Below are 16855 nucleotides of genomic sequence, written 5' to 3'. Positions count from 1 at the left end.
CGAGACAATCACCCTTCCTGCTCCGCTATTACCTATCGTAGAGAAACCCAGGCAACGGCAAATGCCGCCCAGGGGCGGATTACCTTCAGTGCTAAAGGAACGCAGGTAGCCTCAGATTGTTGGTTCTGGTTTAGGTGGTGTACATGTCATCCCTACCCTCTTGATCGGATAGGGACATTCTACAACATTTAATATCATATGCAAGCTCTTTTAACACTTGCAGGTGAAATATTGAAGTGACTGGCAGTGACTGCGATAGAGGCGTTGTTCTCCTTCCTCCACGTCTTCACGGCCTGAGAGTCGATAGTAGTCGGCCGACCCATCACCTTGCCTTCTGATCGTACACGCTCGATACCTGCCATCTGGCGAGCTTTGATGTTGGAACGTTCCAGTTCTGCGACTGCCGCAAGCATGGTGAGCATTGCCTTCCCCATGGGAGTAGAGAGGTCGAACCCTTCCCTCTTGCTGATGATGGCAACACTCTTAGCTGTCAGAGCTTCTACAGTGGTCAGTACATCAATCGTGTCACGTCCCAGGCGATCTACAGCGCTCACTACAAGCGTGTCCCCTTCCCTGAGGTATTGGTACATGGAAAGGAAGCCAGGACGCTCCAAGGCCTTCACAGCCCCGCTAACACCCTCATCCGAATACCACTTATCAACCTTGTAGCTGTCGAGCGCGTGGCGCTGGCTGTCTACAGACTGCTCACCAGTGCTGACCCTAACGTACCCAATCGTTGCCATGACTGCCTCCTATAGCTCAAATGTCATGGATCAATTGTACATCAGGATCAAATGTCATTCAACACTTTTGAGCCAAGGTTTAAGTGAAGGATTGCAGATGGCTCACAGAGTGTACCTTTTGAGCCAACCTGAAGGACATTGCACCTATACTGTTCAATTTTTAAAGTCAATAGAAGCAAGGCTTATGCCAGTACCATTGATATTTGAGATTAAGCTAGATGCGATCAATTCTCAAAAGCACATAGGCTTAATGGTCTTCCGAGTTCTCCATAAATTGAGTCAATTCCCCTTCCAGGAACTTCACCCGATCTTCAAGCCAGCGGATGTACAGGTCTTTCTCATTGTCAGGTAGGAGCTGGCTGCGGAACTGCTCTCTAAGGCTCCCAGCACGCTCTACACGCTGCGATTGGGGGGTAGGCGCTACGTCGGTACTGATGCCCTCCACCTCGTCTATAAAGCGCTTCAGGGTGACGTATGAGACGCCATTGGCTTTGGCAAAGACAGTCAGGGGTGGATTGCCTTCCATTCTGTACTTAGCTACCAGGGCTTGCCGTTCTTCATCACTGTAACGTTTGATTCTCATGGTAAGTATATTTCTCCAATGTGTGACTTTGAGCTTTCTGAAAAGCGTCCTACTGAAATTCCAGGGAGTTTAGTGGTGTCTGGTGCCTTGGTATGCAAGGTAAGATATTTCCATTTGTAACATACTAAAAGCTTCACCACATGCCATTCGTCGGAATATAGAGTGTTGGTATGCAGGTGTTATTGGTGTCTAAGGTGCATGGTTATTGGATTCTTAGTTAAATCTCAGTTTAGTGGTATGTAGAAAGTTGTTGACAGATTTAAGTTTATCATGCTAAACTGTTATTAGGAACTGGGGAATTTTATAGCGATTTTTGAAAGCAAGCTATGTAATATTTATGTTGACATATAGCAACTTTCATGGCAACATTAACTTATCGGATGGAAGATATATTTATATTCAAGTCTGTCTCATATATATAATAAAATGTCCGATATGTAGATGCAGTAATAGCACCTCGTTGATATAATGGTAAATACAAGCACGAATACACACGATTAATTTCGTGTTTTGTCGTTTCCGCTATTCCGGCTTGGATGTTGCCCTTGTAAACATCTCGTGGTGAGGCTCTGCCCTCCCCGCTCGCTTGCTTCTACGATGTTCTCTGACTTGTCCTCGCCTTTAACCGGGTTCTTCAGCAAGCTCATCCAGCGGAATGAAGTAAAGAGTCGTGTGAGCGGCTGACTACGTTGCCAAACATCAGCGGAAGTCAGCACCTATTTACTCCAGCACTCTCCTCCTGTGCACCTCGGCAGTTAGTGAAATCTTCCTACTGCCTTTTTTATTTCCACCCCGTCGTGCTTACTTCAGGCGATGGGGTTTCTATGGTCTTCATTTAAGTATTTAGAAAATAAGAGGCTTTTACCAATGGCTCAGAAAGTTATTAAACAGTGTTTACAGTGCGGTAAAGATTACACCAGTCTTAGCGCTAAAGCTTGGTGCTGCGGTGATCCTAATTGTTACAAGCGCTGGCATTCAAAAAGACAGAAGCTGCACCTATCCATCCAAGAATATAAAGTTATCTGCTTACAAAAACAAAAGGAGTCATCAAATGCGAATGCTGCCTAAGACAAACAAAGAACATAAACAGGAAATGAAAGCTGCCCTTACGAAAGGCCATATTGATTTTATCCTCTCTGTGGCTGCTGAACGCAAGCTGAGTTTTTCAGCGGCTTTGAATTGGATTGTTGATCAAGAAATGAATCGTGAGTTGTACCAACTACTAAACAGGAGTGCTTAAGAATGCAAAATGAAAAGATGACTTTCTCTGACGATATGAAGGCTAAGGGTTTTCGTCGCTCTGCCATCTGGATGAAACATAATGATTGGCGAGACCTGGAGAATCTTATGGAAGAGATGGGTTACAAGCATGCTGGTTCTCTGATCGCAAAATTGATTGCTGAGAAGCTACAAAAGCAGCACTAAACAATAACAAGCCACAAGGCAGGTAGAAAATGGTATTACGAGTTTACAAATGCGAGGAGTGCTTTAACGACTTCACTACTCATCGACACGGCCAGCGGTTCTGCAACTCAACTTGCAAATCAACGTTTACCAAGCGTGAGAATAAAAGAAATCGTCAGAAAGCTACAATCCAACGACGTAAAGAAAAGCTGCCTCATAGTGGGTTTGGCAACTACCTGTTAAGAGAGGTTCGCAGGGCTGGTACGGTGCAAATCCTATCAGGGCTGACGAGTGCTAAGGATATTGAAGACCTTCAGCGTCTGCGCTCAAGCTGCACCCTGGCTAACGGGTTCGACAATGGCAAGATTCGCAAGGACTATGAACTATCGCATATCGCTCCTGTGTCGTCAAAAGCTTCAATGGGCCTTCTGTGTGCAAAGAATCTGGTGATCACCACTCGGTCTTACAACAGGAAACGGGGTAAATCCTACAGCGGTGGCGGTGCCTTCATTCTTCGTTCTGACCTACTCACCAAGTGGCAAGTCAACGAGAAGCATAGTGATGCCCAGGTGTACACGAAGATTGAGAAGTTCTTAGGTGCTGTACTGGATGACTATCTGGCTCTTCACGCTCCAAGCTACACGGTCCGCAATCAGCTAATCACTCGTATAGCAAAGAAAGAGATTGAGAGCCGAAAGCTCACGGACAAGAAAGAGATTGAACGTCAGACAGCCGCCATCAAAAACATTCTTCAGTTCTTTACTACGGAAGAGTTGGAAGACAAAGCGGGTAGACTTGACGTTGTAGTCTTTGGAATGACTAAGGATGGTTGGTCAGAGCTAACAGTGGCACTCAAGGAAGCTCATCGGTTTGCTGAATATGGCAAGGTTGTTAACCCTACCCTGCTAATGTATGGAGACTATCTGGATTTACGGAAGGCAAACAGCAATCCCTGCTGCTATTTCTTGCAGGTGATTGGTAGCCGTGGTCGGTACGGTACTGTTTTGGATGAGCTAAGCATTGAGGACCACGTATCCGAGCAGCTTACCAAAGAACTACACTGCGAGCAGATCAATTGGATTTACGACGGTCGCCCGCTTAGTGACTGCTTTATTGTACCAGAGCAGACCGTTAGGGAAGTCGAAGTGACACATCGGCTTGAGGAGTATCTGGTTGGTAAGTATGGTCTGCCCAATGCTATCTACAAGGTAATGTCACCAGAGCAGCAGCTGATTGAACACCGGATTCTGGAGCAACAGAAAGCCAAAGAAGAACAGGTAGCTCAGGATTGGTATGAGGAAAATGGAGATATTGACCCTCCGCTGTACCTTCAGGACGCCTTGATACGTATGGGGCTCTGGCTTCCATTCTAAGACGGCCCGCTTATATTAAATATAGTTCACTATATCGTTCTATCCCGCGTCATATCTACGTTTCAACCCTAACTAAAACCCTAATTCAGTCTAAAAGACTAAATGGTCTGAGGGCACCTTACGCCCTCAATAACCTAAAATTAAATATGGAGTTAAAATTAAATGACCTATACCACTAACGATCAGTTTGCAGCCACCTTCAAATACACTGTGAAAACTGACAGCTACAAATTCAATGACAAAGAGCTTTCCAGCATCACTGAGCAGGCTTACGTCCTTTATGCCCAACCCGGTCTTAACTTTGATAAGACTCTCATTTCTGCTGGCAACTTTGAAAATGCAATGGTTGCCATTATTGAGATGAGCAGGCAGGGCTATACGCCTGCTGAGGGACGCCGCCCACTTCATAGCGGTCCTAACTACGCTTTCTATATGCTCAAGCCTCATAGCCTACAGAACGAGGACAAGGAGGCCATTAAGAGGCTCGTGATGGATAACTATCTCTCTGCTGTCGAACACAACGAGAAGGCTTATAAGGCAAAACTCAAGCAAGACCTAATCAACGCTGAACGTCAGAAGGAAGCTGAGAAGGCTGCTAAGGCACAAGCAGATAAAGAGGCCAAGCTACAGGCGCAAGCTGAGAAGCAGTTTGAAGAACTACTAAAAGAAGAAGGTATTTAATAATGCTAAAGTCCGAGCTATTCCCAGAAGAAACCACTATCACTCCCGCCAATGCTCCTAAACGTATCCGAGGGTCTTCACTAAAAGATAAAATTCTCTCGCAAAAGCCTAAAGAGCATTTAGTTAAATTAACTAATCCAACTCAAGGCTTGGAGCTTAAATCCAATCCAGAGACTCTTGCCAAAACTAAGAAGCTGATGGAGCAAGCCGGGATGCTCAAGAAGGCAAAGGAATATTCAGCTCCTATTGATGCCTTCCTTGTATCGGCTGACGGTCGTATTACCACTACTAAAATTAGTATGGATACTGCTCCTATCCTTAAATCTTACGGAGTTGTTGTAGTGCCCGCCTGTGGCATCAGTATGTTGAGCTACAAGCTTAGCCAGCAATTTAATGGTAAAGATGTTTCTCTTGCTCAGATGCTGAAATGTTCTGAATTCAAAGATCAGTATAACAAGCTCAAGTAAAATATTGACAATGCCAAGGAAGGCGTTTCCACAAGGATAAAAACAATAATGTGGTATCAATGGCTTGTTCTTTCAATTCCCGATAACACTGACCTATCCGCTCTCCTCGATAACACCTTCTCACACTACGTCGTAGATGATTGGGGGTATGACGGGTTGGTGCACGGTAGCAAGACAATTTCAATCCAAGCTATTCAAGACACGAAGGAACCGAGACTGGATGACTTTCAAAAGTCGTTCACTTGGTATCGGTGGTTGTGGGTTAACTGCGCTGTTCGAGTAGGGAGCAGTTATAGCGGTAGTAACTCAAGTTTGGAATCTTTCAATAAATTAAAAGCAATTCACGGCTTCCGGTATGCCAGAGGCCGTACAGTTTCTAATCTAATAGGATAAAAATAATGGACCACAAGGTAGCGAGCTTTTTTGCGGAGATGGGCCTAAAGCTGAACAGGAGCCAATTCAAGGCTGCTGAAGATCAGCTAAACCGTCTCCGAGCACTGATGCAAAAAATTAAGTCAGATTTTGATAAAAGCTTTCAGGTTTCACCAAAGATCAAGTTTAACTCATTAGCCTTTCAACGAGACATTCAGAAGAGTCTAAACCAGATCAGCCGACTTACTGAATTCAAGATGAGTCGCTTCAAGATTGACGATGTTCAACTCAATCGAAGTCTTCAATCTGCTATTAGCCGTGCTCAGTACAGTGCTAACAGTATCAAGCTGAAGGCGGTAATAGATCGTTCAAGCGTTAGCCAGTCTGCAAGGGCTGTAGCGCGTCAGGCAGCAACAGGTGAGGCCGGTGGCGGCACTGGTGGTGTTGCGGGCCTTGTAGGGGCTTCCAGAGCCGGTGTAGCGGGTGTCGCAGGTTACGTCGGCTACGAAGCTGTCCAGGGCCTCCAGAATCAGATGGATGAGATTCAACGGCGTGTAGGTACCTTCCAGATGCAGCGCTTGCAATTGGGCGCAGCGGTGGGTGGTGAGGCTGAACGTCGTTGGAACAACGTTGTAGCTCTACGGCAAATCAGTGATTACACGGGCACCAAGGCAGAGGATCAGGTAGCGGGCTACACGAAGTTTGAGAAGCAGGCGCAACAATCGGGAATGAACGCACGTCAGGCCATCGGCCTGTACAAGAACATGGCGGTGTCCACTCGTGGCAACGGGGGTGATCAGCAGTCAGTCGAAAGACAAGCTTACGCACTGCAACAGGTGTTAGGCCTGGGCTACCTCCGAGGGGAAGAGCTTAACCAACAACTCGCAGATTCGAATCCCGCAATCAAGAAGTACATCCAGCAGGCTTACCTCCAGCGGGTAGGCTTCAAAGGTAACTCCTCCGAGGGCACCGCCAAGTTTATGTCTGATCTGGGCAAGCGCTTGGTGCTGGTGCAGGACGTACTCAAGGGTTATGACCTCTCCGCCCGCAATGCTGCCCCTCGTGTTGAGGAGCTTGCGAACAGTATTGAAGGTGCTGCTGCTCGCTTGGATAACGTCAAATGGATGGAAAATCTTGAGCGGTCTGAAGGGCCTCTCAGTGATGCCATCCGAGACAGGATTGAGGCTGAGAAGAACCTGTACAACGCAACCATTCCGCTTCAGGAGCAGTTCATTAAGCTGGTAGAAATCCCGTTCGTTCAGAAGATGACGGAATTCACCAACTCTCTGACTGGCCTTGCAGATTGGTACAACAAGTATCAGAAGCTACCGGAAGATAAGAAAACCGACGCTGCTATTGATGCTGGAGAGAATGTAGCGTGGTGGGCTGGTAAGCGTCTTGCTAAGAACAACCTGATTGGTACTGCTGTTGATAATAACTGGCTTGGTATGGGTGATGGCGCCGATTGGCTGAAACGCTTTGTTCTTGGACCAGAGCAAGGAGAAGCGGGACGCCGTATTGTCCCAGACTTTAAGCCCTATCAGGTCCCCAAGCTAAATTACCAAATGCCGTTCTCTGACTTCCAGATGCCTTCAGCACTGCCAATGGCGTCGGCTCCTCAATTCGGTGTCAATCCAGTGGTTAACACTCCTGATGCCCAGCAAATGATGCAGCAGATGACTCAGAGCTACAGCAGCACCGACAGTCGTACTTACGATAATCGGATTACCTTTGAGCCAGGAGCATTCCAAATTGATGCTACATCGATGGATGTTAACCAGCTTGGTAGTGAGCTTGAAAGTCGAATGATGGACGCCGCTCGCAGAGTTCAAGATAACACTCTATCTGATGCTCGAATCCAGTATCCAAGCGTAGGCCGTTAAGCGTTCACCAATACCTATTACCACAACAATCATATAGGCCCTCTCTTCGAGGGCTTTTTCATTTCTGAGATATAAAACAATGAACTACTTTATTCTTCATCGAGGGTCAAACCTCGTTGCCGGTATCTTATCGGCTTCAGTTCCACCAGCACGCAGTAGTGAGTATAAATTTATCGCTGCATCAGACAAGACTCTAAGCGTTTACCTAAAGTGGATACAGAAACACAAAGATGTTTGCCCAGACTTCGGAGAGTTGATTGCAAAGTCAAACCATCTGAAAGACAAGCTAAACCCTCAAGGTCATACCTTACTCCCTACGATCCCGCGTGAGGTAAAGGAAGTTACCACCACCAGTCGTGAGGCTGTTATCTGTAGCTGGCTCACCCTTCATCCCACTGCCACAGAGCACGATCTACACGAGCAATTTGGATGTGGTGTGGTGGTTGCCAGGGCTTACCTAAGCAAGTGGCTATAACGCCTCACAATGCGGTTTCCAGCCTCTAAAAAGGTGCAGGTAATACCTATGTACAGGGTAGCACTTTTTGCACCTCTACAGCCCTTATAAACACTGTATTTAAATCATCAAATTAACGTTATCCGAGGTATCAAATGCGCGTATTCGCAAACTATCAATTCAAAGGTCATCGTTCCAGTATCGAACTGCCTATCAAGCTTGTTCAACTCTTCAATGAGAAGTATCCCAATCAGAGTATTGGTCCATTCATCAGCAAACTACTGAAGGATGAGAAATGTAATCGTGTCGGCTCATCCTTGGTTGTTACTCGTCTTGTGGAGGCTCTGCTATGAATATGGATAAATTCAACCGCCTACTTGCCGTTCCGCAACTGATTCTTGCTGGTCTTGTATGCGTACAGCTTTATCAGAATCAAAGCCTACGCAGCGACATTCTTCAGCAGCTTGAAACGTTTCAGATGAAGACAGAACGCAGCCTGTTCAGCATTCAAAGCCAGCTTGAAAGTAAATTCAACCAGCTTCGCCAGGAGCAGGATACCAATCAGACAAATAACGAACGTGCGTTTCGTATCTTGAACGAGCGTGTTAAGAACTTGGAGTCAAAGCCTGTGGTCATCTTCAACGGCCAGCAGGGCTTCCGTACTCAGCAACAATCACAACAGAACACCAATCAATAGCACGACCCACTTATATAAATAATATAACAGTATCATGCTCTAACGTAGATATACCAAGGCTTCCAGCCAATAATCATATAGGAAAACAATAAAATGTTAGATGAATTAAAAGCTAATCTCGGTAATGTAATGCGTGCTTACCAGGACGAAGGCAAACAGATTCCAGATGACCTCTGGTATCAAGGCTGCCTAATCTTCAAGATGGAAGAATTCGTAAAAGCAGGGGATGAAGAGGGATTCTTGTTCCTAATGAATGAGCTTTGTGGAGGGGATATAGTTACAACGTTCACTGCTTGAAGAAAAGGGAGGCTCATCACCTCCCTTTTCAACTATAGGAGCTGCTTTAGAAAGCTAACTGTTGTTTTCTTACCAGCTGCATCGGCTTGCCTTAGACACTCATTGATGGTCTTGTCAAAGCTTGTAGCGTCAAATCCTGGCTGCTGCTTTAGGGCGAGAACAGCGATTATCACACCCTCTCCCAACTCGCCGATGACGCCGCCGATGCCCTCTCCAATTGCCTTTGCGTATTGGTCCATCGTTCAACCTCCTGTTGTGGAGCTATGAGCGTAGGTCTGGTCAGTGGATAGTGCAAAGGGGTGTACCCTTCCAAGACTCTGTGGTCTCGTGGTCGTCCCACTGCCATACCTGGGGCACCTCGGCATTGAATCTCTTCAGGTGAGTGTCCATCAGGTTGTAGCGATAGTTGCCGCGGAATTCGTCCAGGGTTTCCGCGACCTTGCTCTTGGCCTCGGTGGTGAGGTTGCGCCAGATGCGTCCCTCTTCCACCGTCAATTGCGCCGGAACGGGGCCGTCCGCATAGATGGTGTCGCCGCTGTGCAGAAAGAAATCCGGACGCCGCTCGCGCATGGCGTTGTAGATGCGCATGCCGCCGATGTCGGGGTTGATGCCAAAGCCCTGGCCAACGGTGTCACCACCCCAGACGAAGCGGATGTCGCCGCGCTGGCTGGGAGCCGAGCGCAGGTGGCCGATGATGGGCTCGCTGAGCGCACCGCTGTCCAGGTCCTCGAAGCGCACCCGGTAGAAGATATGTTGATCGGCGGGAAGCCCTGCCAGATCGATACGGGCGGTGTAGTCCTGGGCGGCCGTGGTGATCGGCCCCGCCGCTTTGCGTAGCGTGCGAAAGCTTTCCTGGGTATCCCACTCCACCAGTAGCCGCGCCGGGCGATCCGTACGACTCCAGATCAGTGCCCGGCCCTCGGTGACATCACCCGCCTGGACACCATCGGGTATGCCCGGGCGCCCTGCCGGTGCGGCCCAGGTCCGCTGGCCCAGGGCCGGTAACAGCAGCGTGGCTCCCAGGCCTTGCAGAACACGACGACGATCGGGACGAATAAGGGACATGGTGGCGGCCTCTGGCGGAAAACCGTTAGCACTACCCCGCCTTGATGACTTGTTCGTGACATAAGAGGTATCAGGCAAGCCGGATCAGCCCTATAGGGGTGGTATTAATAAATGGACACTTTGGTCTGGGAGGCCTGAAATGGCATCATGGCGGCCTTGTTACGATCCGCCGTTTCGGCCGTTGCGAAGTTGCTTGGAGCCCTCATGTCCGCCAGACCCTACATCACCGTCACCCCGCCCAACGTCGCGCTGCATGGTCGGATCGCCCCACCCGGCTCCAAGTCCATCACCAACCGCGCCTTGCTGCTGGCGGCACTGGCCAAGGGCACCAGTCGCCTGACCGGCGCGCTCAAGAGCGACGACACCCGCCACATGTCCGAGGCCCTGCGGCAGATGGGTGTCACCGTGGACGAGCCCGATGCCACCACCTTCGTGGTGACCAGCTCTGGACGCCTGCAGCAACCGGCCGCGCCGCTGTTTCTCGGCAATGCCGGCACTGCGGTGCGCTTTCTGACTGCCGCGGTCGCCACCGTCGATGGCGCCGTCACCCTCACCGGCGATGCCTATATGCAGAAGCGGCCTATCGGTCCCCTGCTGGAAACCCTGAGCGCCAACGGCATCCAGGTCGAGGCTCCTAGCGGCTGCCCGCCCGTGACCGTCATGGGTCAGGGACGTCTCACCGCTCGCCGCTTCGAGGTGGATGCCGGGCTTTCCAGCCAATACGTTTCGGCGCTGCTGATGCTGGCAGCGCTGGGCAGCGAACCGGTGGATGTCGCCTTGCGCGGCAGCGACATCGGTGCCCGCGGTTATGTGGACCTGACCGTCGAGGCGATGCGCGCCTTCGGTGCCCAGGTCGAGCAACTGGACGCCGCCACCTGGCGGGTGGCCCCGACCGGCTATGTCGCCCGCGATTACTTCATCGAGCCGGACGCTTCCGCCGCCACCTATCTCTGGGCGGCCCAGGCCCTGACCGGGGGCGCCATCGACCTGGGTGTGGCCGATGACGCCTTTACCCAGCCCGATGCCAAGGCCCATGACCATATCGCCGCCTTCCCCCGGCTGCCGGCGGTCATCGACGGTTCGCAGATGCAGGACGCCATCCCTACCCTCGCGGTCCTGGCCGCCTTCAACGAGACGCCCGTGCGCTTCGTAGGCCTGGCCAACCTGCGGGTCAAGGAATGCGACCGGGTCGCGGCGTTGCACGATGGCCTGAACGCCATTCGTGCCGGGCTCGCCAGCGTCGAGGGCGATGACCTGCTGGTGGCGGCGGATCCCGCCCTGGCCGGCACCCGGACCGATGCCGTGATCGAGACCCATGCCGACCACCGGATCGCCATGTGCTTCGCCCTCGCAGGCCTGAAAATAGCCGGTATCCGCATCCTGGACCCCGAATGCGTCGGCAAGACCTATCCTGAGTACTGGAATGCCCTGCGTAGTTTGAACGTCCAGTTGAGCGAGGGTATCGAAGCCTAGGCTTTGTCTGAAAAGTGCCTGCGCTCGGCGACTTTTCAGCAAGCCCCAGGAAACGCTCGCCACACGCCCGCTCGCTGAATGGAATCCCCGCATGCCGATCTCTCTGCTCGAACAGCAGGCGCTCCTGCAGTTGACCTCCCATGCCCTGGTCATCACCGACCGCCAGGGCTGCATCGAGCGCTGGAATCGGGGGGCCGAACTGCTTTGTGGCTGGTCAGCCGGCGAAGCCCAGGGTCAGCGCTTCATCGAGCTGCTGACGGCGGGCCGCGATGCCGCCTTCCTGACCACCACTCAGCACCAGGCCCTGGCTGACGAGCATGGCCAGGGCGCGGGTTGGATCGCGGTTCACGGCGGCACGCCGCGCTGGGTGGAAATCGCCACCACGGCGCTGAAGGACGCCGAAGACACGCTCGGCTTCGTGCACGTCCTGCAGGATCGCACCGAACAACTGGTGGGCGAAGAGCGGGTGCGGCTGGCCCAGGAGGTCGGCCGGGTCGGCACCTTCGAACTGTTGCCGGGGGAAGCCCGGCTGCTGGTGTCCTCGGGCTTTTGCCAGCTCTGGGGCCTCCCGGTTCGACGTAGCTATTCCCTCGACGAACTGGTCCGGCAACTGCATCCCGGCGATGTCGCCAGCCTGCGGACCCTCACCGCGACGCCGGGCGACGACGCTCTGGACTATCTCGAATACCGCATCCGCCGCGCCGATACCGGCGAAGAACGCTGGCTCGGTCGGCGCGGCCAGTTGATGGCCAGCCACGGCAGTGATCGCTACCTGGGCGTGTGCTATGACATCACCGAACGCAAGCTCAACGAAGCTGCCATCACCGAGCGTGATATCTGGCTGCAGGAGCTGTACCACGGCATGCGTGAGGGCTTCTACATGGCCCAGGCGATCCGCGATGCCAGTGGCCGAATGGAGGATTTCCGCTTCCTGGAGGTCAATCCGGTCTTTGCCACCCTGACGGGCATTCCCTTGGATCAGGTCCTGGGGCGGACCCTGCGTACCTCCCTGCCGCAACTGGAAGCCGATCTGCTGCCCGCCTACATCGACTTCATGAATGGCGATGCGGAGTTCATCCAGTTCGACATCCTGCTGCACCTGCAGCATGAACACTGGTACGAGGTGCGCGCCCACAAGCTGCCAGGCGATCGCTTCGCGGTGCTGTTCATCGACATCAGCGGCCATCGCCGCCAGGCCCAGGAGCTAGCCCGCAACGAGGCGCAGCTACGCGCCATCATCAACTCCATCGACCAGATGGTCTGGGCCACGCGACCCGACGGCCACCACTTCTATTTCAACGATCGCTGGTACGAGTTCACCGGGGTGCCGGAAGGCTCCACGGAGGGCGAAGGCTGGGCGAACGTCTTTCATCCCGACGACCAGGAACGTACCTGGAAGGTCTGGCATCACAGCCTCAGCACCGGCGAGCCCTACCATATCGAATACCGCCTGCGGCACCGCTCGGGGCGCTATCGCTGGGTGCTCGGCCGCGCCCAGCCGGTGCGCGACGCCAAGGGGCGCATCGAACAATGGTTCGGCACCTGCACCGACATCCAAAGCATCGTCGATGCGCGGGAGGTCCTCACCCGTTCGCGCCAGGAGCTGGAACAGCAGATTGAGCTGCGCACCCGCGAACGTGATCGGATGTGGCGCATCAGCCATGACCTGATGGTGATCTGCCGGGCGGATGGCGAGGTGAAGACCGTGAACAGCGCCGCCGCCCGCCTGCTGGGACGGCGGGAGACCGATCTGGCCAGCGTCCAGCTCACCGAACTGATCCATCCCGACGATCAGCGCCAGGTCTTCGATACCCTGCGCTGCCTGGGCCGCCAGCAGGGCTCGGCGGGCCTCAGGGCGCGGGTGCGTGCCCGCGATGGCAGCTATCGCATCCTCGACTGGACGGCCAGCGCCGAGGACGATCTCATCTACGCCGTGGGGCGTGACGTCACCGAGCAGCAGGAGCTGCAGGAGCAACTGCGCCAGGCGCAGAAGATGGAGGCGGTGGGCCAGCTCACCGGCGGCATCGCGCACGATTTCAACAATCTGCTCACTGGCATCATGGGCAGTCTCGACATGCTGCAGCGGCAGCAGAAAGCCGGGCGCCAGGACAAGTTCGACCAGTATCTGCATTCGGCGCTGACCTCCGCCCAACGCGCGGCTGCCCTCACCCAGCGCCTGCTGGCCTTTTCCCGGCGCCAGGCACTCGATCTGCAGCCCATACATGTCAACGACTGCGTGCGTTCCATGGAGGAGCTGCTGCTGCGCAGTCTGCGCGGTGACATCGTGCTGGAGCTCGATCTGGATGGGGGCCTTTGGCAGGCATTGACCGATGGGCACCAGCTGGAAAACGCCCTGCTCAACCTGGTCATCAATGCCCGCGATGCCCTGCCCCATGGCGGCAACATCCGCATCGAAACCCACAATGTCTATCTGACCGACAGCGGCAACGGCCTGGATGCCGTGAGCGCGGGCGACTACGTGGCCCTGCTGGTGGCGGACAACGGCACCGGGATGCCGCCCGAGGTCATGGCGCGGGCCTTCGACCCCTTTTTCACCACCAAGCCCATCGGCCAGGGCACCGGTCTCGGGCTGTCGATGATCTATGGCTATGCCAAGCAGTCCAAGGGTCATGTCCGCCTCGACTCCCTGCCCGGCCAGGGCACTACCGTGGGCCTCTATCTGCCCCGCTACCTGGGTGCCGATGTCGAGCCACCCCGGCTGGCCGCTCCCACGGTCACGGCCCAGGGCGCGGGCAAGACGGTACTCGTGGTGGAAGACGAGCCCGTGGTCCGGCAGATGGTGGTGGACCTGCTCAGGGAGCTGGGCTACGCGACCCTGCAGGCCGAAGACGCCCGCGGCGCCCTGCCGCTGCTGGAAAGCGGGCGCCCCATCGACCTGCTGCTGTCCGATGTCGGCTTGCCAGGCATGAATGGCCGCCAGTTGGCCGAGATCGCGCGGCAGCGCCGCCCAGGCCTCAAGGTGCTGTTCGCCACCGGCTACGCCGAGGGGGCGCACCTGGAAGGCTATCTCGACCCCGGCATGACCCTGATCACCAAGCCCTTCAATCTCGACGCCCTGGCCGCACGTGTCGGCGAAACTCTGGCGGCAGCCGATAGCCTGGCCGTCAGCGCTGCGGCTGACCCGCGAGACGCCGATAGTTGAGCGGACTCTGGCCGGTGCCACGGCGGAAGAACCGGGCGAAGTAGGCCGGATCGGCAAAGCCCAGGGCGTCGGCGATCTCGCCTACCGATGCCTGGGTGTAGGTCAGGGTGCGGCGCGCCTCCAGCAGCAGGCGCTGGTGCACGATGGCCAGCGCCGAGGCGCCGGCCAGCTGCCGGCAGAGGCCGTTCAGGTGCACTCCCGAGATCCCGAGCGCCGCCGCGTAGCGCCCCAGGCTCCAGTGCTCGCGATAGTGCTGCTCCACCAGGGCCAGAAAGCGTCCCAGGTGCTGTTCGACGCGCCGCGGCAGGGCCGCGCCCGGTTCGGGCCGATGCTGCCGCAGCAGCCAGATCGCCAGGCTGTCGAGCAGGGCTTCGAGCATGACCTCGCGACCAGGCTTGTGGCCCTCGTATTCGGCGACGAGCTGACCGATCAACTGATCGATCCAGGTGGCATCCGGGCCGCTCAGGTCCAGGCACCCGGCGGCCAGGAACAGTCCCTGCCCGGCTCTCTGGCAGCGCTGCTTCAGGCGCTCCACCTGCGGCACCGGCAGGGTGACCACGAAGCCCTCCACCGAGGGTTCGAATTCGAAGGCATGCACGCATAGCACCGGCAGCACCACCAGCAGCGGTCCGCGCCTTTCGCCCTGCCAGTCTTCCAGTTGCAGACGCACCCCGCCCTGGCGCACATAGAGCAGTTGCGCGAGATCCGCATGGCGATGGGTTTCGATATGCCAGGCATGCAGCCGACTGCGGCTCTCGATGGTTTCGCAGTGCAGCAGGTCCGGCGCCGGCCAGGCCTGGGCCTCGCCATACAGCTTGAAGATGGGTGGCAAGGCAGTGGTCATCGACAGTCCCTGGGCGATAGCCGCACGAATCATTGAAAAGTACCAGAAAGTATCGGAAAGGTCGCTGTCAATACCGGCGAAAACCGTCCAAAAATACCGGAGCCCCATAACAAAACGGCGATCACGCCAGACAAGAGGACAGACTCCATGCGCACCCAAGTCGTCATCATCGGCGCGGGCCCCTCCGGGCTGCTGCTGGGCCAGCTGCTCACCCGCTCGGGTATCGACAATGTCATCGTCGAGCGCCAGAGCGCCGACCACGTACTCAGTCGGATCCGTGCCGGCGTGCTCGAACAGGGCACGGTCGATCTGCTGCGCCAGGCCGGCGTCGCCGAGCGGCTGGAACAGGAAGGCCAGGTGCATGAAGGCGTGGAGTTCGCCATCCACGGCCAGCGCGAGCGCCTGGATCTGAACGATCTGCTGGGCGGACGCTGCGTCACCGTCTATGGCCAGACCGAGGTGACCCGCGATCTGATGGCCGCCCGCCAGGCCAGCGGCGCCCCTACCTTCTACCAGGCCAGCGAGGTCCAGCCCCACGAACTCAAGGGCGAGCGCCCCCATGTCACCTGCCAGGTCGCCGGTGAAACCCTGCGCATCGATTGCGACTACATCGCTGGCTGCGACGGTTTCCACGGTGTCTCGCGCCGCAGCATCCCCGACGGCGTACTCACCGAATACGAGCGGGTCTACCCTTTTGGCTGGCTGGGTCTGCTGAGCGATACGCCGCCCGCCGCCGATGAACTCATCTACGTCAATCACCCGCGTGGCTTCGCCCTGTGCAGCATGAGATCGGCGACCCGCAGCCGCTACTACCTGCAGGTGGAAGCCGGGGATTCGGTGGAGAACTGGTCGGACGAGCGCTTCTGGGAAGAGCTCAAGGCGCGCCTGCCGGCCGAGACGGCGGCCCAGCTGGTGACCGGCCCCTCGCTGGAAAAGAGCATCGCCCCGCTGCGCAGCTATGTGGTCGAACCCATGCAGTACGGCCGGCTGTTCCTGGTCGGCGATGCCGCCCATATCGTCCCGCCCACCGGTGCCAAGGGGCTCAACCTGGCCCTGGGCGACGTGCGCAATCTGCACCTGCTGCTGGAACGCGCCTATCGCAGCGGCAATGCCAGCTGCCTCGAACGCTACTCGGCGCTCTGCCTGAAGCGGATCTGGGCGGCAGTGCGCTTCTCCTGGTGGATGACCACCGCCCTGCACCGCTTTCCAGATACCGATGCCTTCACCCAGCGGGTGCAGGACGCCGAACTCCAGGCACTGCTCGATTCCAGAGCGGGTCGCACGACCCTTGCGGAAAACTACGTCGGATTGCCCTTCCCCGCACTGGATTGATCGGGATCGCCCGCAGGTGGTGAC

Annotated in this window: 15 protein-coding genes and 1 pseudogene; 11 read left to right on the top strand and 5 right to left on the bottom strand. The window is 55.2% G+C overall.

Annotated elements, in window-relative coordinates; translation table 11 throughout:
* Positions 1-194: 194 nt before the first annotated feature.
* Both LRS53_RS05855 and LRS53_RS05850 read right to left on the bottom strand, forming a co-directional pair.
* Complete coding sequence (locus tag LRS53_RS05855; protein ID WP_231355265.1) at positions 195-743, bottom strand: recombinase family protein; 549 nt, start codon at positions 741-743, stop codon at positions 195-197.
* A gap of 247 nt (positions 744-990) precedes the next feature.
* Positions 991-1326 (bottom strand): hypothetical protein, encoded by a 336-nt coding sequence (locus LRS53_RS05850; protein ID WP_231355264.1) that lies wholly within the window; start codon positions 1324-1326, stop codon positions 991-993.
* 1051 nt (positions 1327-2377) lie between these two features.
* On the opposite strand from LRS53_RS05850, the gene LRS53_RS05845 reads away from it, so the two are divergent.
* The 8 genes from LRS53_RS05845 (at position 2378) to LRS53_RS05810 (ending at position 8954) form a co-directional block, all read left to right on the top strand.
* Positions 2378-2566, top strand: a complete 189-nt coding sequence (locus tag LRS53_RS05845; RefSeq protein ID WP_231355263.1) for a hypothetical protein — start codon at positions 2378-2380, stop codon at positions 2564-2566.
* A 2-nt stretch (positions 2567-2568) separates the two neighbouring features.
* The gene (locus LRS53_RS05840) at positions 2569-2751 is read left to right on the top strand and encodes a hypothetical protein (protein WP_231355262.1); all 183 of its coding nucleotides are present in this window, start codon (positions 2569-2571) and stop codon (positions 2749-2751) included.
* Positions 2752-2996: 245 nt separating this feature from the next.
* The gene (locus LRS53_RS05835; protein ID WP_231355261.1) at positions 2997-4103 is read left to right on the top strand and encodes a hypothetical protein; all 1107 of its coding nucleotides are present in this window, start codon (positions 2997-2999) and stop codon (positions 4101-4103) included.
* A 162-nt stretch (positions 4104-4265) separates the two neighbouring features.
* On the top strand, positions 4266-4784 hold the full coding sequence (locus tag LRS53_RS05830) for a hypothetical protein (RefSeq protein ID WP_231355260.1): 519 nt from the start codon (positions 4266-4268) through the stop codon (positions 4782-4784).
* A gap of 2 nt (positions 4785-4786) precedes the next feature.
* Positions 4787-5251 carry a hypothetical protein gene (locus LRS53_RS05825; RefSeq protein WP_231355259.1) on the top strand — a complete coding sequence of 155 codons (465 nt, stop codon included), beginning with the start codon at positions 4787-4789 and terminating at the stop codon, positions 5249-5251.
* Positions 5252-5649: 398 nt separating this feature from the next.
* A complete protein-coding gene (locus LRS53_RS05820; RefSeq protein WP_231355258.1) occupies positions 5650-7506 on the top strand; it encodes a tape measure protein in 1857 nt (618 codons plus the stop codon).
* A gap of 803 nt (positions 7507-8309) precedes the next feature.
* Positions 8310-8657 carry a hypothetical protein gene (locus LRS53_RS05815; protein WP_231355257.1) on the top strand — a complete coding sequence of 116 codons (348 nt, stop codon included), beginning with the start codon at positions 8310-8312 and terminating at the stop codon, positions 8655-8657.
* Between the two features lie 93 nt (positions 8658-8750).
* Complete coding sequence (locus LRS53_RS05810; protein ID WP_231355256.1) at positions 8751-8954, top strand: hypothetical protein; 204 nt, start codon at positions 8751-8753, stop codon at positions 8952-8954.
* Positions 8955-8986: 32 nt separating this feature from the next.
* Here the strand turns inward: LRS53_RS05810 and LRS53_RS05805 are convergent, their stop codons facing one another.
* Together LRS53_RS05805 and LRS53_RS05800 are read right to left on the bottom strand one after the other, a co-directional pair.
* Positions 8987-9193, bottom strand: coding sequence for a hypothetical protein (locus LRS53_RS05805; protein WP_231355255.1), 207 nt, complete (start codon positions 9191-9193; stop codon positions 8987-8989).
* A gap of 70 nt (positions 9194-9263) precedes the next feature.
* Positions 9264-10019 (bottom strand): annotated as a pseudogene (locus LRS53_RS05800) (alkaline phosphatase D family protein); the annotation flags it as partial.
* A 204-nt stretch (positions 10020-10223) separates the two neighbouring features.
* Here LRS53_RS05800 and aroA point away from each other — a divergent pair.
* Together aroA and LRS53_RS05790 are read left to right on the top strand one after the other, a co-directional pair.
* Positions 10224-11492, top strand: coding sequence for a 3-phosphoshikimate 1-carboxyvinyltransferase (gene aroA, locus LRS53_RS05795; protein WP_064308704.1), 1269 nt, complete (start codon positions 10224-10226; stop codon positions 11490-11492).
* Between the two features lie 91 nt (positions 11493-11583).
* On the top strand, positions 11584-14655 hold the full coding sequence (locus LRS53_RS05790; protein ID WP_231355254.1) for a hybrid sensor histidine kinase/response regulator: 3072 nt from the start codon (positions 11584-11586) through the stop codon (positions 14653-14655).
* Here LRS53_RS05790 and LRS53_RS05785 read toward each other — a convergent pair.
* The gene (locus LRS53_RS05785) at positions 14618-15532 is read right to left on the bottom strand and encodes a helix-turn-helix domain-containing protein (RefSeq protein WP_231355253.1); all 915 of its coding nucleotides are present in this window, start codon (positions 15530-15532) and stop codon (positions 14618-14620) included. The two genes, LRS53_RS05790 and LRS53_RS05785, sit on opposite strands and share 38 nt — an antisense overlap.
* 114 nt (positions 15533-15646) lie before the next feature.
* On the opposite strand from LRS53_RS05785, the gene pobA reads away from it, so the two are divergent.
* Positions 15647-16831, top strand: a complete 1185-nt coding sequence (gene pobA / locus LRS53_RS05780) for a 4-hydroxybenzoate 3-monooxygenase (RefSeq protein ID WP_231355252.1) — start codon at positions 15647-15649, stop codon at positions 16829-16831.
* Positions 16832-16855 lie beyond the last annotated feature (24 nt).

Origin of the sequence: Pseudomonas sp. PLB05, assembly GCF_021106615.1 — a bacterium.
Lineage (GTDB): Bacteria > Pseudomonadota > Gammaproteobacteria > Pseudomonadales > Pseudomonadaceae > Chryseomonas > Chryseomonas benzopyrenica.
Note: the sequence above shows the minus strand (reverse complement) of the source record. Positions and strands in the feature narration are given on the sequence as shown.